Origin of the sequence: Gilvibacter sp. SZ-19 (assembly GCF_002163875.1) — a bacterium.
Classification (GTDB): Bacteria; Bacteroidota; Bacteroidia; order Flavobacteriales; family Flavobacteriaceae; genus Gilvibacter.
Genome location: NZ_CP019333.1, coordinates 2,199,377 through 2,216,692 on the forward strand (window position 1 = coordinate 2,199,377; position 17,316 = coordinate 2,216,692).

Below are 17,316 nucleotides of genomic sequence, written 5' to 3' on the forward strand. Positions count from 1 at the left end.
TTGCTTGTAAATTTAACAAATTAATGCGAAGTCTAAAGCCGCTTTTATTGGCGCGATGCCGACAGGGCTTTATGGAGTTTTATACATTCCACAGCCTCAGCTACATCGTGTACTCTCAAGATATTGGCGCCTCTATCTAAGGCCCAGGCATTTAAGGCTGTAGTGCCATTTAAGGCATTTTGAGCAGTGGTGTCTAAGGTTCTGTAGATCATTGATTTTCTAGAAACACCTACAAGTATGGCGCAATTCAAGTCGTTCAGTTCTTGTATCCTGTCTAGCAGCTGGTAATTCTGCTCCACGGTTTTGGCAAAGCCAAACCCAGGATCAATGATCACGTCATTGATCCCCAGCGCGCGAGCGCTGTGGAGCTGGGTAGCAAAGTATTCTTTGATCTCCAAGATGAGGTTGTTATACTCGGTAAGCGACTTCATAGTCTGTGGCGTGCCTCGCATATGCATCATGATGTAGGGCACTTGCAACTCTGCAATAGTAGGTAACATCTGCGTGTCCAAATGCCCGCCGCTAATATCATTTACCATCGCTGCACCAGCTCTAATAGCCTCCCGTGCCACTTCGCTTCTAAAGGTGTCCACACTGATAAGGGCCTCTGGATGTGCTTTTAAAATGGCTTCAATGACTGGAATAACACGCTGTGTTTCTGCTTGCGAAGTAATGTCATCTGCGCCAGGTCTTGAGGAATAGCCGCCAACATCCAAGAATCTAGCTCCGGCATGGAGCATTGCTGTGGCAGTTTGCACAGCTTTTTGAACTTCTAGATTGGCTCCGCCGTTATAAAAGGAATCTGGGGTCACGTTGATGATCCCCATAACTTGCGGTTCTTCTAAGGATATCAATTGGCCTTTACAGTTTATGGATTTCCAGTTTGGGATCATTATCTATCAGCAGGGATTTGCTCAAAATTAGTGCTAATCGGCGAAATTCAAGGCCGAATTCTAAAAGATTCAAAAAAGGCGTGAACTTTTCAATAATTTAAGCGAAATTTACGCAAACAATCCGACGATTTTATGGCCCAAACAGCAATGCAATACGATGCGGTTATCGCCCAATGCAGAAGCTTGTTCATTAAGAAAATGAAAGATTACGGTAGTGCTTGGCGCATATTAAGATTGCCGTCGCTGACCGATCAGATCTTTATCAAAGCCCAGCGCATTCGCAGCTTGCAACAAAACGAGCAGCGCAAGGTCGATGAGGGAGAAGCGCCAGAATTCATCGGGATCATCAATTACTGTGTGATGGCTTTGGTTCAGCTGGAATTAGGGGTGGTAGAACAACCCGATCTCAACCTGGATCAGGCTGTGAGTCAATACGACGAAAAGATCGCTATCACCAAGCAATTGATGCTTGACAAGAACCACGATTATGGTGAAGCTTGGCGTGACATGCGCGTGAGCTCCCTTACGGACCTTATCCTTCAGAAACTACTGCGCGTAAAGCAGATAGAGGACAATCAAGGTAAGACCTTGGTGTCAGAAGGAATAGACGCCAATTATCAGGACATGATCAATTATGCGGTCTTTGCGCTCATTCATATGGGACATGCCCAGGCTGCGACCGAAGTTTAATCCAATTCCCATATAGTTTGAAATATTTAGTAGGCTTTTCTCGAATTTTTGTCGGAATCCTTTTTCTTATCAGTGGATTCATCAAACTCAACGATCCTGTTGGTTTTTCCTTTAAACTCAAAGAATACTTTGCTGCGGAGGTTCTTAATCTGGAATTCCTGATACCCTTTGCACTGCTTATAGCGGTGGTGGTTGTGATCTACGAGGTACTGCTTGGAGTGATGATTATTTTAGGTTATGCCCGTAAGTTCACGGTTTGGAGTTTGCTGCTGATGATCGTTTTCTTCACTTTCTTGACCTTCTATTCTGCAGTAACTGGAAAGGTGACCGATTGTGGCTGCTTTGGAGATGCTATGAAACTCACACCTTGGGAAAGCTTCTACAAGGATTTGGTCCTTTTGGTGCTTATTTTAATTCTGTTCATTGGGCAAAAACACATTCAACCCTTCTTTGACAAACAAGTGCGTAGGGCAGTGGTCTTGTTGTCTTTTGTAGCCTCCATGGTTTTCTGCTACCACGTGCTTATGCATTTACCAGCCATCGATTTTAGGCCTTATAAAATAGGAGCCAATATTCAAGAGGGTATGAGTGTTCCTGCTGATGCGCCAAAGGCGATTTACGAGTACACTTGGAAATTCGATGTGAACGGTCAAGAGAAAGAAAATAAGACCTTTGGAGACTATCCAGATACAGAAGGGGAACTTATTGGTTACGAAACCAATTTGGTTCAAGAGGGTTACGAACCGCCTATTCACGATTTTACCATAGAACGCAATGGCGAGGATCAGGCTGCTGTCTTATTGGAAGAACCTAACCTGATCGTAGTGGTGGCCTATTCGCTTTCCAATACTGAATTAGAAGGTTACGACAATATTAGAGCCATAACCAATCAAGCTATTAAGAACGGCTATAAGGTTATTGGAATGTCTGCCTCTAGTGCCGAAGAGACCGAAATTTTAAAGGAAAAATACGAGCTGAATTTTGACTTTTATTTCTGCGATGAGACCACCCTTAAGACCATAATTCGTTCCAACCCTGGAGTTTTGGAACTTCAGAAAGGGACCATCATGCAGAAGCTGCACTGGAACGATGCGCTCGAATTACAGCTCAACGAGTTAGAAGGAGCCATGCCCAATCTAGATTTCAATTTGAAACGTCGACTGGACAGTATTGCTATTTTGGACCAACGTTATCGTAAACTTATTATGGCGAGTTCCGACGAGGAGCGTAAGGCCATAGGAGAAGCCATGGGTCTATCGCCAGACGAATACAACGGGGATCTTTGGGGTAAGCAAATGGCCATAGATAAAAGTAATTTGCTCTTTGTAGAGCGGATTTTAAATACGCAGGGATACCCTGGGAAAAGCGTTGTTGGCGAATCCACAAGTACAGCGGCTTGGTATGTGATACAGCACAATCCGGAGAAGATCCCAGATTATTTGGATATGATGAAAGCTGCCGCCGCAAAAGACGAGCTGCCTTTCCGCTTGGTCGCCATGATGGAAGACCGCTATCTGATGAATGAGAACAAGTTGCAAGAATACGGAACCCAAGGAATGTCTTATAGCGATGCGCGAGGAGATTTCATTTGGCCTATACGCGATCCGGAAACCGTTAATGAAAGACGAAAAGCTGCTGGCTTCACACAAACTATAGAGGAGTATGCTGCAGATCTCTTCGGCGAAGATTTTCAGTACAAGGTACTGACCTTAGAAGACGTACAACAAGAGGAGCAATAGTGATAGGTTACGTATTGGCAAAACTCGGTTATGGACTGCTCACACTATTTGGTGTGGTCACCGTGATCTTTTTGCTCTTTACACTCCTGCCAGATCCGGCGCAAATGATGCTAGGTCAAAACGAAAGTGCCGAACAATTAGCTATTGTTAAGAAGAAGTACGGTTTTGACAAGCCTATCGGCACACAATACCTATATTATCTCAACGATCTTTCACCGCTTTCCTTTCATGCTACCAATACAGATAACTATACCTATTTAAGCCCAGGGAAGTACTCCGCCACCGAACTCTTTACTGTAGGGGAAACCCAAGTGGTCGTAAAAGCCCCCTATTTAAGAGAGAGCTTTCAAAAGACAGGCAAGCCCGTAACTCAAGTTATAGGCGAAACCTTACCCAACACTGTGGTTTTAGCCGTTTCGGCGATAAGTTTGGCCATGCTTTTAGGTGGTGTCTTAGGCGTGGTTTCGGCCTGGTACAAAGACCAGTGGGTCGATAAGTTGATTCAGATCATAAGTACTTTAGGCATGAGTTTGCCTTCTTTTTTTAGTGCGATCATCTTTGCTTGGCTCTTTGGATTTTTATGGCACGAGATCACTGGTTTGAACATGACCGGTAGTCTTTATGAAGTAGATGACTTTGGCGAAGGCATAAGCATCCAGTGGAAGAATTTGATCTTACCGGCTATAGTCTTGGGGATACGTCCTTTGGCTGTGGTGACCCAATTGATGCGCAACAGCCTTTTGGAGGTCTTGCAACAAGAATATATCAGAACTGCCAAAGCAAAGGGGATGAGCACCCTGCGTTTGCTCTGGCGTCATGCACTAAAGAATGCGCTGAACCCGGTGATTACCGCCGTATCTGGTTGGTTTGCATCTATGCTGGCAGGAGCGGTCTTTGTGGAGTTCATTTTTGGATGGAATGGTTTGGGAAAAGAGATCGTAGATGCGCTGAATACCTTAGATTTGCCAATAATAATGGGAGCTGTCTTGGTGATAGCTCTCCTCTTTATAATAATTAATATCATGGTCGATGTGATCTACGGATGGCTCGACCCAAAAATACGACTGGAATGAGAAGACCTTTAGTTGCCGGAAACTGGAAAATGAATTGTGACAAGCAGGAGTCTGCGGCCTTGATCGCCGCCCTAAAGAACGAACAACTCAAAGATGGAGTAGAAGTAATGGTTGCTCCAACCTTTGTGAATCTAGCTGCTGCAGTAGATCAGACTGCTAGTTCAAAGATCAGTGTTGCTGCTCAGAACATGAATCAGCATGCGAGTGGCGCCTATACAGGAGAGATCTCTGGAGCCATGTTAAAAAGCGTGGGTGTAGATACCGTTATATTAGGTCACAGCGAACGGCGCGCCTATTTTGGCGAAGACGAGGCCTTATTGGCAGAAAAGGTAAAAGCGGCCTTAGCTGTTGGTTTACAAGTTATTTTTTGCTTCGGAGAAGTGATAGAAGATCGCCGTGCCGGTAAACATTTCGATGTCGTCGCTGCCCAATTAAAAGGAGCGCTTTACGATCTTGAGGAGTCTGCCTATGAGCAGATCGTGTTGGCTTATGAGCCTGTTTGGGCCATTGGAACAGGCGAGACTGCAACACCAGAGCAAGCTCAGGAAATGCATGCTTACATCCGCAGTAATATGGCTGCTCGTTACAACGATAATTTGGCGCAAAATGTGACCATTCTTTACGGAGGTAGTGTAAAGCCTAACAATGCTGCAGAGATCTTTGGACAACCAGATGTAGACGGCGGTCTAATTGGAGGTGCCTCTTTAAAGGCCGATAGCTTTACCGCTATAGTCAATGCTTTCCCGGTATAATGATCTATATCGAGTACATTTTTACCCTAGATCCGGTTCAACCCTTTACCGAGATCCTTATTGCCGAACTCGGGGGAGTTGGGTTCGAGAGTTTTGTGGAAACTGAAGATGGGGTCAAGGCCTATATTCAAAAGGAAGATTGGCATCCGCAGTTACTAGAAGACATCTTTATCTTAAATTCTGAGGAGGTTCAGATAAGCTTTACTCAAGCAGAAATTCAGCAACAAAACTGGAATGCCACCTGGGAGCAGAATTTTAATCCCATTGTTGTAGACGATCGCTGCACGGTAAAAGCACCTTTCCATACAGACACGCCAGAAACCGACTATACTATTATCATAGAACCCAAGATGTCATTTGGCACTGGGCATCATGCTACCACACATATGATCCTGAGTTTTCTCTTAGAAGATGAGGTTGCAGGGCAAGCCGTGCTAGATATGGGGTGTGGGACTTCTGTTCTAGCCATTATGGCTGCCATGCGCGGAGCCACCTATGTGGAGGCCATCGATATAGATGCGTGGTGTTACGAGAACTCCTTGGAGAATATTGATCGCAACGGCCAGCCTCATATTGTGGTAAAACAAGGAGATGCCAGTATTTTGGGAGATCGGCAATTCGATACCATTATAGCGAACATCAACAGAAATATTTTATTGTCAGACCTGCAAACCTATGTTAAGGTGTTGAAGCAAGGGGGGACCATCTACCTGAGTGGGTATCTAGAAGCCGATCGTGAAATTTTAGAAGCGGCTTGTACCAAACTGGGGGGAACTCCCGTTAAATATAAAAGTCGCGACGGTTGGATTGCGGCCAAATTTGTATTTTAGCCCCTGATAATGAGTGGACAAGAGAAATATCAAGAAGAATTAGATGTCGATGTACTGGAGCAGCGTGAGAACGAGATCATCCAGTACAATGACGACGTGAACACCTTTGATCACGTGATCTCTTGTTTAATTGCCACCTGTGACCACACACCAGAACAGGCAGAACAGTGTTCCTTAATTGTGCATTATAAAGGAAAGTGTACCGTGAAGACCGGACCCTACGAAGACCTCAAACCCAGATGCACAAAATTGCTCAATGCAGGCCTTAGTGCCGAAATTGTGTAAGGCTTTTATGGCTGAACCACAAACTTTTAGCTACCGCCTTTTTTACTAACATTAGTTAGCCTCTCTTTTCGTAACTTCAAGGAAATCATTCAATTTTCACTAATCATTAATTGCGATTTCTATGAAAAACGTACTTAGAAAAAGTGCTCTCCTACTTATGGCAGCACTCGTATTTTCTGCTTGTTCAGAAGATGCAGAAACCGAAGCCCAAATTGAAGAAGCCAACCTGGTAAAACCAGTACCTCAAAAGGTAGTGGAGCAGGTTCAAGATTTGGGATTGAACCACAATTTTATTCGTTACGATGAATTCTTCTTCCCAGACGGAAGCAGTGAGGAGCGTCTCTTCATTGAAGAAGACATTGTAATGACAGAGAAGCAACTAGCAGAGATGGCTGCTAGCTTAGATGCAGACCCTCTGGCAAAGCAGTACCGTACTTCTAATTTGGTACAGCAAGGCCGAAACATCACTATCATCGGTTATACCGGTGGCGGAGGTTATGGTCTTTCTAGCCGTGCCAGAACTGCTTTACAATGGGCTGTTAACAATTATAACCGCTTGAGTGGAGTTTCTATTAGCTTCACGCTGACCTTTGGAACCAACTATGGTGACAAAGACATGGTGGTTTACAACAATCCTACTCAGTCTGGAGCCGGTGGAAGCGCTGGTTTCCCAAGTTCAGGGCTACCGTACAAGTGGGTGCAGATCTACGGACTTGATGGGTATTCAACCAATGTGAACGAACACGTGATCACTCACGAAGTTGGTCACTCTGTTGGTTTTAGACACACAGACTACTTTAGCAGACAAAGTTGTGGGCAAAACGTAAACGAAGGGTCAGCTGGTGTAGGTGCAATTCATGTTGCAGGTACACCTACCGGTTATGATTCTACTTCTGTGATGTTGGCTTGTTTCAGCGCTAGCGAGGACGGAGAGTTCAATGCTAATGATATTACAGCCTTGCGTAATATGTACTAAGGAATAATACTAACCATCACTACTATTTTTTCCTTAACAAAGAAAACCACCCCGAGGGGTGGTTTTCACTTTTTATGCGTATAAGGTTAACCTCTAAAATCGGCCTCCACATGAGCCCCATCGCAATAGGGTTTGTTCTGCGATTGACCACAGCGACAAAAGGCCGTGGTTCTGTTTTTGGTTTCGGTAGCTCCTGCAGCATCGGTGACCTTTAAGGTTCCGTAAACCAAAAGCGGACCGTTCTCCAATACTTCTACTTTGGTTTCCATGCTTTGTGCTTCTGGAGCGGCTTCGCCTTCCATCTTATAGCTTAAAGCCCCAGACGGACAAGCGTCTATCTGTTCTTTTAAGGCAGCTGCGGAAGGGTTTTCCGGCTGTATCCACGGACGTTTCTCCGGATCGTAAACTTCAGGCAGACGGCTCACGCATTCTTTGGCGTGAATACAGAGTTTGGGTTTCCAGATCACAGTGATCTCTCCGTTGGAATATTCTTTGCGGACTTCGTTACTCATGGCTTTAATTTTTCAATAAGTTACGAAGTACTGCTTAAGCGCTGGCAAGAATCGGTCTAAAAACCCAAAAGCTAAAATGGATCATCAATTCGACGATCCATTTTAACCAGCATTTAAACTGCCTTTTCACTCAGACTCCAAACCCCACTTGAAGCCATTTCATTGGCGTATTGTTGAAAGTCTTTGGCTGGGCGTCCGATGATCTTTTCTATGTCGTTGGTAATTATGGAATTGTCTGGGTTTCCAATTACCTCCGTGAACAAATAGGTGATGAGCCAAACGTAATCATCGCCCAAGCCCATTTGCTGCATAACGGCCTTATAGTCTGCTATACTCACAGGAGTGAATCCAATGGATCTCCCACTTGCCTCTGCTATAGTTGCAACGGCTTCTCTAAACGTGTAGCTCTTAGGCCCTGTTAGTTCGTAAGTTAATCCGTTATGGGCTGGGTTTAAGAATACTTCTACTGCCACATCGGCAATATCATCGGCATCTACAAAGGGAATCTTATAGGTAGACATCGGCAGGGCGACATGACCGGCCAATACAGGTTCCATTAAGAAGCTTTCGCTCCAGTTTTGACTGAACCAATTACATTGAATGATGGTGTAGTCGATTCCAGAATCCTTTATTAGGTGCTCACAGCGCTGTGCTTCTGTTTCCCCTTTGCCAGAGAGTAACACTATCTTCTGAACCCCAGCAACTTTTGCCTGAGCTACCAGCTCGCTCACGGCCTCAAAGGCTCCTGGTACCGCAAGATCGGGCTGATAAGTGATATACAAGTGGGTAATGCCGTGAAGTACATGGGCCCAGTTGCTAGTATCTTCCCAATTAAAGGCCGGATTTGCACTTCTGGAACCAAGGCGAACAAGCTCCCCGCGTTCTTGTAAACGCTTTGCTATTCTACTTCCTGTTTTACCTGTTCCTCCTAGAATTAAAAATTGATTTTTCATTGTGATTTGATTTTACGTGATATGATTAATTATTTGATAAGTGCCCCTAATACGGTCAGCAGAAAAGCTGCTGTACTGCTCAGGGTGCGCAGATTGTGCCACATATTCCATGGCTTTTCAAAGGTTTTTCTAAGGTCTTGCAGTTCTGCGACGGTGGCTGTGGTTAGATCGGCAGCATCTAATATCTCATTGAGCGGGATGTTCTTGAAAATGGTAATACAGACCAGACCGCCTAGGTATAAGAGCGCTGCCAGAGTAAAAAGCCAAAAGCTTAGATCTAGGGTGCTTCGTTGCAGATATACGTTCAGTAAGTGACCAAACAAGGGTCCGAAGAAAACCAGAGCGAAACTCGGGTTGATTATGGACCGGTTCATTTGCTGAAAAGCTTCCAAAAAGCCTTTGTCGCTGAGTTGGCCAATTCCTGGGGTCACTGCATTGCCCCAAGTAAAACAGAGCCCTGCAGTGAGTCCGGTTAGTACAATGGTAACTGCTAAATTGATGTTGGTGAGCTGTAACATGATTATAGATTGATTGGTGATTTACTGCGGATTTTGGCCTGAAAGTAAAAGCTCGATACGCCTACCATAAGCAGTCCTATCAGCCAAAACCAAGGGTCGCTGTAAAAGCTGGTGTAACTGCCGCCTTGTGGCAAAATGAGAAAGGGTACTGTGATCAAAGCATCTAGCCCGGCGCTTATCAGAAAGAAGAAAGTTCCCAATAGCAAACCGTTTGTGCTGCGGTCCTTTTTGTAGTAGAAGTGACTTCCTGCCCAAACCAAAGGAATAATGATAAGGACTAAAGCCACATTGGCTTGTAGGACCTGATTGTCAATTATAGGTAAGCCGTAGGCCAGAACAAAGCTAGCTACGCCCAGGCACCAAATAGTGAGTCCAATACTTATAGCTCTAATAGTTTTCATGACGTATAGTTTTTAATTACACGTCAAAACTAGGTTGCGCTAGTCGGCTTTATTTATTCGAAAGGAAGTATGATTTGTTCGAAAGGTGCGCTACTTCACCTGACTAGGCCTGTAGCCAAATTTTTTGGCAAATGCGTTCGAGAATGAACTGAGACTGTCGTAGCCTACCTGCCAGGCTGCCTCCTGAACCGTAGCATTTTGCAAGCGTATCAAGTCGTGGGCAGTTGCGAGCCTTTCGTTTTGTAGATATTTGAAAACAGGGACTCCAAATACAGCTTTAAAATCTTTCTTGAGCTTTGTAGAATTGATCCCAATGCTTTTGGCCAGTTCTGTCAAAGAAGGAGGATTGTCTAAGTTATTCGTTAGAATTTGTTTGGCTTTTTGCAGCTTGTCGGTTTCTTCCGGTTTGTTCTTTTGCTGATAGGATTCTGCCAGTTGGCCAAAGAAATGAGATAGCAGGACAGTGATCTGAGATCTAAAGAACATCATTTTGGTCTTGCCTGTAAAGGTGTTGGCAAAAATAGAATCGACTATTTGCTGCATGGCAGGACTCATAAAGAATTGGGGCCCCTCTACATAATTATCACTGGGATTTACCAGTTCGTTGAGCATCTCCGAAAAGATCTCCCCTTCTTCATTTGGCAATTCATTCAGTTTGCGCAGTGCTGTGGCCACCACTATACACTCCAAAGGTTTATCGGCAGATACCCTGTGTACACAATTCACATTTTCATCCGCATAAAAAGAAAGTGCCAAGCCTTGGGTTCCTTGGTATTGCATCACTTGATCATTCCATTCCATACTAAGGCTTACATTCCCGGAACCGTAAAATGCCACAGCCACAACAGGCTCATCAAAGCGGCAAGCGTCTATTACGTCTTCTGCTGATTTGTTGATCTCTACAAGAACTGTAAAGTCGTTTATATCTATGGTATCTCGATTCATAGCGGAAGCATAAAAATAATCAATCCGCAAGCTATATTCAAGCTAAAGCCTTGAATAATAGCCATAAAAAAAGCCAGCGCTAGGCTGGCTTTTCAACTCCTGTGAGATCAATTATTTGGTCTCACTCAGCATGATATCAAACAAATCGACATACTTCTTTTCTATTTCATAGTCTTTTTTGAGCAAATTATACTCAATCTCTTCTCCGACTACAGTGATCAAAAATCCGTCGGTGCTAGGGACAATGGAAAAGCTGTCTTCGGCTTCAGAGTCGTAACTCATGGTAATCATTCTATCATAGATGCCATCATTGTCTGCATCAATGCTGATGCGTTTGGTGACTTTGTCGGTTTTGTTCACTCGATCTTGATTCAGATCATAGCGGTCAGACTTTTCTAAGGCTACAACCTCATCACGCATACTCTCGATCTTCAAGGTATAGAAGCTATCTGCTCCGTTGCGCTCGATCTGATAATTCTTATAGGTCGTTTCGTCTATGGTTTGCACATTACTCTGTGCACTGAGTGAAAGGGTAAATGCAATTGCACTTACGGTTATAATGGATTTTAAATATTTCATTTTGTTGTTTTTAGTATTAATAATGGTTTAAGCCGGAGGTCGTTAGACCTAGAGATATATCAATGTTGTCTTTGTCTGCGGACAACTAGTTCTCTGAAAAGGCTTTTTCGGGTTTTTGGCTGAGCGGCAATGCATTGTCGAATTGCAGGGTTCGTATGGGGAACGGAATATTAATTCCTTCCTTATCGAACGCCTTTTTGAGTTCGATGATCGCCTTACTCTTTGCTCTAAGTTTGTCTAAGCCATTGGCACCTTTGATCCAGAAACGACTGATAAAGTTGATAGAACTGTCTCCAAATTCGGTATAATAGAATTCCAATTCGCGCTCCAGTTCTTCCTGGTCAAAATGCGCTGCGATAGTTTTTTTTGTGATCGCTTGTACTCTTTCAAGATCCGATTCGTATCCTACACCGCAATTCAAGGTAATACGCATCTCTGTGGTTTTAGAGAAATTCTTAAAGGGATTCTCCATGATCTTACGGTTAGGCAATACTACTATGTTATTGTCTGCCTCGCGCATCACAAAATAGTTGAGATTGATGTCGGTTACTTCGCCTGCGTAGCCGTTGGACTCTATCCAATCACCTATGCTAATATTCTTTCTAAAGGATAACACGATACCTGAGATCAGGTTAGAGAGTGTTCCTTGTAGCGCCAAACCAATTACCAATCCGGATACACCGGCGGCCGATAGCATGGCTGTTAGGGCTTTCCCTAAATTTAAGGAAACCAAGGCGAGGATCAATCCTCCGAGTACCACCACGGTTGATGCGGTACGTGCAATGAGTTGGGTAACACTGGTTTGGTTGATTCGCTTGTAGATCAGTTTTAAAACTGCGCGGTAAACCAATTTGGATACCAGAAAAGACACTATCAGTACTGCTAGGGCTACTCCTAGGTTGGGAAGATTATCTACAAAGGTCTCCCACCAGCCGGACAGTTTATCGGTTACTTGATTTGCTGATTCTAATTCTTGAAATGCCATCTTATGCCTCCTCGATTAGACTCGTAGCCAAGGTCTCTTCGTTACGTTTAGACCAAGCGTTGAGCATCCAACTTGCTTTCTCCATGTCTCTTATGTAGGCCCCTAGCATATCCAAGGTTCCTTCATCTTTTGCATTTTCTGCATGCAACATGACAGTTCGCATTTGTGCCAGTAGCATTCTATGGTCGTTCAAGATACTGATCACCATTTCGCGATCGGTCTTAATGCTTTCCGATTCTTCTAATTTGGAAATTCTCAAGTAATCACTGTATTTACTTACTGGGTGATAACGCAAGGTCAAGATGCGCTCTGCGATCTCATCAATGCGGATTCGCGCTTGCCCGTACAATTCTTCGAACTTGTCGTGCAGGTCGAAAAAATTCTTTCCGAGAATGTTCCAATGGTAGTTTCTTAATTTTTGGTAGTAGATGTGATATTCTGCCAGTAGGGTGTTGAGTTCGATCACAACAGGCAACAATTTCTCATCATTCATGTTTAAATAATTCATGCTGAAATTTTAGAGTTAATAAACGATTGCAGTGTGGATGAGGGGTGCAGAAAGCACCAAAGAAAGCTCATCAGTTTAAGATAAATAGGTACCGGAGCGACACTGCTTTTGTAAATGGTACACTCTTAATATAAACCTGAGAGGAAGTTTGTCAAGGCCTTTAACGGCCTTTAACTATTTTTCTAGTTATAAATTATAAAAATCGTTAAATGAGGCTGTTAGCTGTTAAAATCCTTTAACAATTATAGCCAGTGTTTACGTCTAAAGAAGAATATCAGAATAATACTAATAACAAACATCACCCCAAGCAGTATAAAATAGCCATACTTATAGTTGAGTTCTGGGATGTTGGTAAAATTCATTCCGTAGATCCCGGCCAAAAAGGTCAGGGGAATAAAAATGGTAGACACAAGCGTAAGTACCTGCATCACCTTGTTCATCTTAAAGCTCAGTTCGGAGATATAGAGGTCCTGCAGTCCGTTTAGTAGGTCGCGGTTGGAGTCTAGGTTATCTATAACGTGAACAGTGTGTTCGTAAAGGTCGCGAACAAAAATAGGAGTAGTATCTGCAATTAAGCGGTGTTCAGATTTAGAGAATTGCGAAGTGGCCTCTCGTAAGGGGATCACTTTTTTTCTGATCCGTAGGAGTTCTTTTTTAAGCTGATGGATCTCGCCCTTGATCTCTGTGGTTGGATCTTCGGTGAGTTCGTCTTCCAGTCTATTGATCACTTCTTCAAACCCTTCAATGACCACATAATAATGGTCAACCACTACATCCATCAGCGCAAAGGCCAAATAGTCGGCACCTCTGCTGCGGATGCGTCCGCTACTTTTTTCCAGACGCTCGCGTACGGGTTCGAACAAGTCACTTTCTGTTTCCTGAAAACTGATAACGGCGCCATCGGTCACATAAATTGCCAAATGTTCGTTATTTACAGATTTGGTGTCCGCATTGAATCGCAAGGCTTTTAAGGTGATAAAAAAGCCGTTCTCGTATTCCTCGAATTTAGGACGTTGATGAATATCAACCGTGTTTTCAAGGGTAAGTGGATGCATCCCAAAATTGGCTCCCAAGGTTGCAATAAGCTCCGTATCGTGCATGCCGCGCACATCGAACCAATCTACTTTTTTGTTGTCTAATGGAGCTATACGATGCTCGCTATGGCTGTCGAGTTCCCCTTGTTCCAGCTGTTCAGAGTCATAAGACAGCTTGTGAATTATAACCTTGTCAAGTTTTTTGTTTCCTGTAAAGACAAGGGTTCCAGGGGCTAAACCAATTTTTTTGCGAGATCTGCTCATGCGGCAATTGCTTTTCTATCTCTTAAAAGTAAGAAAAGATTTGACCTTAATCGTTTAATTCTTCTGCCAAGGTCTTTAGAATATTATCAATTTCTTCTTTAAGCGGCAAGTAATGTTCTAACTGAGTCCCGCGGCTGGTGAGTGCAAACAGTAGCATTCGGCTTTCAAAACTATTGTTGTTGAGCAGATCTTCGAAGGCCGATTCTTTTGCAGTTGGAGCCAATTTGAGCTCATCGATACTTATACCCGTCTCATCCAATAGGGATCTCATATTGTATTTGTCAGACAACAAGATCTCCATGGCTTTCTCGCGTTGTTTGGCGAGTTCCTCCTCTTGACTTTTTACGTCGTCCAAGGTCGCTATCCAAACCGTGAGGCGCTGCCTCAGATAAGTAGAGGAAATGCTTTTTAGATTCCCGGTATTGAGCAATTCGTCCAGTACCGCATTGTTAGGATTGTAGTGAATGTCGTACGAAAAGGTGGTGACCATCAGTTTGGCAAACTCGTTCTCTTCTACTTGCTCTTTCCCAATTAGCCCTATGAGCTTTAGGGAATTGTCGTAGTTGTTCTGATTTGCTGCAATTAGGTTGTTTAGCTTCCGCTGATTGATCTCAAAATCATTCAAAAGGGCTTTTAAATAGGTTTGTTCCAGCTCCTTTTGTTTGTTCTGTTCAACACGACTGTTTATACCTAGCGCTATCAAAATACCAATTACTACCAAGAGAATTTCTCCAATGGCGTATAAGGTATATTGTTTCAGTTTGCCGGTTTTGATGTGTTTTAAGCGGAATTTGCGAAAAATCTTGGCCATGCCGTTGCGATAGTTTTCACTAAGGTAATTCATTTATTTTTTTGATACCTTTATTAGACTACATCCGCAAGGATAAACCTAACAACGCAAAACCAAAAAGTATGGCCAAATTAGACTTTGCAAACACCGTAAAGGGTTCTTTGCTAGAAGGATTTTACCCCACAGGTTGGGACTATCAAAAGATCGATCAATGCTGTGATCTGGGCTTAGAGGGAGTGACCAAGCGCGCTTCGTTTTGGCACGATGAGTTCGCTCCAGAAGCTGTAGATAGCTTACAAAAGATGGAGCAGCGCATGGGCGAGGAGATCGCTCAGGTGATCATGGATACCCGTGCCAACAACCAGCAGTTGGCGATCATTCTTCCTGTTGGGCCCATGGGTATGTATAAGTATGTAGTAGATATACTAACTAGGAATCAGGTGTCTGCAGACCATATGACTACCTTTAACATGGACGAGTGGTCGGACCGCGATGGAAACACCATGCCACCCGATCAGGACGGAGGCTTTGAAAAGGCCATGAACGAAGCCTTATTTGAACCTTTAGGGGACTTAACAGTACCTCAGGGGCAACGTAATTTTGCCACTAAGGAGAATTTACCCACTTATGCCACAAAGATTCAAGCTATCAAGGGGTCCGGAGGCAAATTGGTCACTGTATATGGCATTGGTCGTGCCTGTCATATCGCTTTTTGGGAGCCTCAAATTGGCGATGAATACGACAACGACACCGACTGGAGATCGCAAACCCACAGAATAGGGCAGGCCTTGCATCCGCTTACTGTAGAACAGAATTCGCTACACAGTTTTGCAAGCCGTTTTACTCTAATTCCTTGTTGGGCGAACACGGTTGGTCCTGGTTTATTCTTAGAAAGCGATTATTGCATCGGTGGTGCAGACGGTATCTATCCTTCGCGAGGTGCTTGCTGGCAAGGTATGAGCCTATGTGTAACTTTGCAATACGGACCTTCTCGTTGGATAACTTCCAGCTGGATGCCAACTATTCCAGGCAGGCTTATTTTTATGAAAGAGCTAGCCGGACCGCTTAGACCGGAAGCGCATTAAATAAAATTTATTTTTTTGGGCGCCTGGTGAAGTAGTGCAAAGCTCACTTCACCACCGCGCTCTCCGCTGTATCTTGTCGCTTTGCTCCAAGGATGCCGCTGCGACAAGCCTAGAAGCGAACTGCGTTCTGCTTCTAGGTCGCTGGCGCGGGTTTGATCATTTCCATCAGATATGATTATTATATTCTCTAAATCTAGTGGTTTGCTAATCTAATTTTATACTTTCGTTGCGTATTGAATTTCAGCGACCTATGATTCCCCCACAATATCCTGAAAATGAATTTGAACGTCAGATAGCTGTAGAGAAGTATCAGCTGTTAGACACCTTACCAGAAGAAAGCTTTGACAATATCACTGCCCTGATGGCTTTGGTTTGCGAAGCTCCAATTTCTTTGGTTAGTTTGTTAGATAGAGAGCGTAATTTTTTGAAGTCGCATCACGGTATTCCTTTTAATGAATCGCCCAGAGAGATCTCCTTTTGCGGACATGCGATTAATTCTGACGATCAAATCATGATCGTTGAGGATGCGCGTAAGGATGAGCGATTTCATGATAATCCATTAGTGTCAGAGCATCAAGCGGTCTTCTATGCAGGTGCTCCCTTGGTGGATCCAGACGGCTACCGATTGGGAACCCTTTGCGTTTATGATACCAAACCCCGGACCTTAACAAGTCAGCAGCAAGAGGCTCTAATTGCTATGGCACAACAAGTCATACGACTTTTTGAAGCACATTATAAGAATCTCAAATTGGAGAAGCTTCAAAAGACCTTGGAACAACGCAATGACAACCTCGAAAAATTTGCCGGTGTGGTTTCGCACGATCTCAAGTCTCCATTGGCGCAAATTACCGCTTTGACACAGCTGATCGAGCAGGACAATCAGGCCAACTTGGATGAAGAAACAAGACAATATCTAGAATACATCAAGGAATCCTCAGATACCTTGCGCGATTATATAGACGGTGTTTTGAGGTTTTATAAAACCGATGAGGCCTTAAAACAGGCACATTCCTGGGAAAAAAGTGAAGCGTATTTTAAGGATTTACTAGGTCTGTTCCGCGCAGATGAATCTGTTCACTTTGAGTTGGATGTAGTTCCCTCTAAGCTACACATGAATAAAGCAGCCTTAACACAGATCTTTGTGAATTTGATCGCCAATGCCATCAAACATAACGATAAGGAGCAAGCGGTAATCACCATACGCTGCCGAGAATTAGAGAAAGCTTATCGCTTTGAGGTCTCCGACAATGGTCCTGGAATCCCTGAGGAATCTCAGGAAGCTGTCTTTGAATTATTCACCGCGCTGCAATCCACAGATAAGTTCGGGCGAACCAGCACGGGGATAGGATTGGCGACAGTTAAAAAAGTGATTGACAGTCTAAAGGGAAGCATTCAGCTGGAATCCGAAAACGGGAACGGAACTACTTTTAGGTTTGAGTTGCCGATGTAGTTTGGATGTTTGATGGTGGCACCCGCGTAAGCGGAGGGCCTAAATTGCAGGATT

20 protein-coding genes are annotated in these 17,316 nt (G+C 43.9%); 9 read left to right on the forward strand and 11 right to left on the reverse strand.

What is annotated here, in order from left to right:
* Window positions 1-44: 44 nt before the first annotated feature.
* On the reverse strand, window positions 45-893 hold the full coding sequence (gene folP / locus BTO09_RS10240) for a dihydropteroate synthase (protein ID WP_087524685.1): 849 nt from the start codon (window positions 891-893) through the stop codon (window positions 45-47).
* Window positions 894-1,025: 132 nt separating this feature from the next.
* Between folP and BTO09_RS10245 the strand changes: the two genes are divergently transcribed.
* From BTO09_RS10245 to BTO09_RS10275, 7 genes are all read left to right on the forward strand, one after another.
* Window positions 1,026-1,583, forward strand: a complete 558-nt coding sequence (locus tag BTO09_RS10245; protein ID WP_087524686.1) for a DUF1599 domain-containing protein — start codon at window positions 1,026-1,028, stop codon at window positions 1,581-1,583.
* Window positions 1,584-1,600: 17 nt separating this feature from the next.
* A complete protein-coding gene (locus BTO09_RS10250; RefSeq protein WP_087524687.1) occupies window positions 1,601-3,322 on the forward strand; it encodes a BT_3928 family protein in 1,722 nt (573 codons plus the stop codon).
* Window positions 3,322-4,395: an ABC transporter permease gene (locus BTO09_RS10255; RefSeq protein ID WP_087524688.1), complete on the forward strand. Its 1,074-nt coding sequence runs from the start codon at window positions 3,322-3,324 to the stop codon at window positions 4,393-4,395. The genes BTO09_RS10250 and BTO09_RS10255 overlap by 1 nt, the downstream gene beginning before the upstream one ends.
* Complete coding sequence (gene tpiA, locus BTO09_RS10260) at window positions 4,392-5,147, forward strand: triose-phosphate isomerase (protein ID WP_087525543.1); 756 nt, start codon at window positions 4,392-4,394, stop codon at window positions 5,145-5,147. The genes BTO09_RS10255 and tpiA overlap by 4 nt, the downstream gene beginning before the upstream one ends.
* Window positions 5,147-5,977, forward strand: coding sequence for a 50S ribosomal protein L11 methyltransferase (gene prmA / locus BTO09_RS10265; RefSeq protein WP_087524689.1), 831 nt, complete (start codon window positions 5,147-5,149; stop codon window positions 5,975-5,977). Before tpiA ends, prmA begins: the two co-directional genes overlap by 1 nt.
* Window positions 5,978-5,986: 9 nt before the next feature.
* A complete protein-coding gene (locus tag BTO09_RS10270; RefSeq protein ID WP_087524690.1) occupies window positions 5,987-6,262 on the forward strand; it encodes an ATP-dependent Clp protease adaptor ClpS in 276 nt (91 codons plus the stop codon).
* Between the two features lie 157 nt (window positions 6,263-6,419).
* Window positions 6,420-7,238: a M57 family metalloprotease gene (locus tag BTO09_RS10275; protein WP_232454948.1), complete on the forward strand. Its 819-nt coding sequence runs from the start codon at window positions 6,420-6,422 to the stop codon at window positions 7,236-7,238.
* A gap of 86 nt (window positions 7,239-7,324) precedes the next feature.
* Here the strand turns inward: BTO09_RS10275 and BTO09_RS10280 are convergent, their stop codons facing one another.
* The 10 genes from BTO09_RS10280 to BTO09_RS10325 form a co-directional block, all read right to left on the reverse strand.
* Window positions 7,325-7,750, reverse strand: coding sequence for a (4Fe-4S)-binding protein (locus tag BTO09_RS10280; RefSeq protein WP_087524692.1), 426 nt, complete (start codon window positions 7,748-7,750; stop codon window positions 7,325-7,327).
* Between the two features lie 113 nt (window positions 7,751-7,863).
* Entirely contained in the window at window positions 7,864-8,703 is an 840-nt protein-coding gene (locus BTO09_RS10285) for an NmrA family NAD(P)-binding protein (protein ID WP_087524693.1), read from the reverse strand.
* 29 nt (window positions 8,704-8,732) lie between these two features.
* Window positions 8,733-9,221, reverse strand: coding sequence for a DUF1772 domain-containing protein (locus tag BTO09_RS10290; RefSeq protein ID WP_087524694.1), 489 nt, complete (start codon window positions 9,219-9,221; stop codon window positions 8,733-8,735).
* Window positions 9,222-9,223: 2 nt separating this feature from the next.
* Window positions 9,224-9,622: a DUF5367 family protein gene (locus tag BTO09_RS10295; RefSeq protein WP_087524695.1), complete on the reverse strand. Its 399-nt coding sequence runs from the start codon at window positions 9,620-9,622 to the stop codon at window positions 9,224-9,226.
* 90 nt (window positions 9,623-9,712) lie between these two features.
* Window positions 9,713-10,567 carry a helix-turn-helix transcriptional regulator gene (locus BTO09_RS10300; protein WP_087524696.1) on the reverse strand — a complete coding sequence of 285 codons (855 nt, stop codon included), beginning with the start codon at window positions 10,565-10,567 and terminating at the stop codon, window positions 9,713-9,715.
* 111 nt (window positions 10,568-10,678) lie between these two features.
* Complete coding sequence (locus tag BTO09_RS10305; RefSeq protein ID WP_087524697.1) at window positions 10,679-11,146, reverse strand: hypothetical protein; 468 nt, start codon at window positions 11,144-11,146, stop codon at window positions 10,679-10,681.
* Between the two features lie 85 nt (window positions 11,147-11,231).
* Window positions 11,232-12,131, reverse strand: coding sequence for a mechanosensitive ion channel family protein (locus BTO09_RS10310; RefSeq protein WP_087524698.1), 900 nt, complete (start codon window positions 12,129-12,131; stop codon window positions 11,232-11,234).
* A gap of 1 nt (window position 12,132) precedes the next feature.
* Window positions 12,133-12,639: a Dps family protein gene (locus BTO09_RS10315; RefSeq protein ID WP_087524699.1), complete on the reverse strand. Its 507-nt coding sequence runs from the start codon at window positions 12,637-12,639 to the stop codon at window positions 12,133-12,135.
* A 242-nt stretch (window positions 12,640-12,881) separates the two neighbouring features.
* Window positions 12,882-13,937, reverse strand: coding sequence for a magnesium/cobalt transporter CorA (corA, locus tag BTO09_RS10320; RefSeq protein ID WP_087524700.1), 1,056 nt, complete (start codon window positions 13,935-13,937; stop codon window positions 12,882-12,884).
* A gap of 46 nt (window positions 13,938-13,983) precedes the next feature.
* Window positions 13,984-14,748, reverse strand: a complete 765-nt coding sequence (locus BTO09_RS10325) for a DUF6090 family protein (RefSeq protein WP_157663487.1) — start codon at window positions 14,746-14,748, stop codon at window positions 13,984-13,986.
* A 101-nt stretch (window positions 14,749-14,849) separates the two neighbouring features.
* On the opposite strand from BTO09_RS10325, the gene BTO09_RS10330 reads away from it, so the two are divergent.
* Together BTO09_RS10330 and BTO09_RS10335 are read left to right on the forward strand one after the other, a co-directional pair.
* Window positions 14,850-15,812: a glucosamine-6-phosphate isomerase gene (locus BTO09_RS10330; RefSeq protein WP_087525544.1), complete on the forward strand. Its 963-nt coding sequence runs from the start codon at window positions 14,850-14,852 to the stop codon at window positions 15,810-15,812.
* 250 nt (window positions 15,813-16,062) lie between these two features.
* Window positions 16,063-17,262: an ATP-binding protein gene (locus BTO09_RS10335; protein ID WP_087524702.1), complete on the forward strand. Its 1,200-nt coding sequence runs from the start codon at window positions 16,063-16,065 to the stop codon at window positions 17,260-17,262.
* Window positions 17,263-17,316: the final 54 nt, after the last annotated feature.

What these genes read in the sequence shown, in the direction of transcription:
- folP (WP_087524685.1), bottom strand. Translation starts at nt 893, where the DNA reads ATGATCCCAAACTGGAAATCCATAAACTGTAAAGGCCAATTGATATCC.
- BTO09_RS10245 (WP_087524686.1), top strand. Translation starts at nt 1,026, where the DNA reads ATGGCCCAAACAGCAATGCAATACGATGCGGTTATCGCCCAATGCAGA.
- tpiA (WP_087525543.1), top strand. Translation starts at nt 4,392, where the DNA reads ATGAGAAGACCTTTAGTTGCCGGAAACTGGAAAATGAATTGTGACAAG.
- prmA (WP_087524689.1), top strand. Translation starts at nt 5,147, where the DNA reads ATGATCTATATCGAGTACATTTTTACCCTAGATCCGGTTCAACCCTTT.
- BTO09_RS10270 (WP_087524690.1), top strand. Translation starts at nt 5,987, where the DNA reads ATGAGTGGACAAGAGAAATATCAAGAAGAATTAGATGTCGATGTACTG.
- BTO09_RS10275 (WP_232454948.1), top strand. Translation starts at nt 6,420, where the DNA reads ATGGCAGCACTCGTATTTTCTGCTTGTTCAGAAGATGCAGAAACCGAA.
- BTO09_RS10280 (WP_087524692.1), bottom strand. Translation starts at nt 7,750, where the DNA reads ATGAGTAACGAAGTCCGCAAAGAATATTCCAACGGAGAGATCACTGTG.
- BTO09_RS10285 (WP_087524693.1), bottom strand. Translation starts at nt 8,703, where the DNA reads ATGAAAAATCAATTTTTAATTCTAGGAGGAACAGGTAAAACAGGAAGT.
- BTO09_RS10290 (WP_087524694.1), bottom strand. Translation starts at nt 9,221, where the DNA reads ATGTTACAGCTCACCAACATCAATTTAGCAGTTACCATTGTACTAACC.
- BTO09_RS10295 (WP_087524695.1), bottom strand. Translation starts at nt 9,622, where the DNA reads ATGAAAACTATTAGAGCTATAAGTATTGGACTCACTATTTGGTGCCTG.
- BTO09_RS10300 (WP_087524696.1), bottom strand. Translation starts at nt 10,567, where the DNA reads ATGAATCGAGATACCATAGATATAAACGACTTTACAGTTCTTGTAGAG.
- BTO09_RS10305 (WP_087524697.1), bottom strand. Translation starts at nt 11,146, where the DNA reads ATGAAATATTTAAAATCCATTATAACCGTAAGTGCAATTGCATTTACC.
- BTO09_RS10310 (WP_087524698.1), bottom strand. Translation starts at nt 12,131, where the DNA reads ATGGCATTTCAAGAATTAGAATCAGCAAATCAAGTAACCGATAAACTG.
- BTO09_RS10315 (WP_087524699.1), bottom strand. Translation starts at nt 12,639, where the DNA reads ATGAATTATTTAAACATGAATGATGAGAAATTGTTGCCTGTTGTGATC.
- corA (WP_087524700.1), bottom strand. Translation starts at nt 13,937, where the DNA reads ATGAGCAGATCTCGCAAAAAAATTGGTTTAGCCCCTGGAACCCTTGTC.
- BTO09_RS10325 (WP_157663487.1), bottom strand. Translation starts at nt 14,748, where the DNA reads ATGGCCAAGATTTTTCGCAAATTCCGCTTAAAACACATCAAAACCGGC.
- BTO09_RS10330 (WP_087525544.1), top strand. Translation starts at nt 14,850, where the DNA reads ATGGCCAAATTAGACTTTGCAAACACCGTAAAGGGTTCTTTGCTAGAA.
- BTO09_RS10335 (WP_087524702.1), top strand. Translation starts at nt 16,063, where the DNA reads ATGATTCCCCCACAATATCCTGAAAATGAATTTGAACGTCAGATAGCT.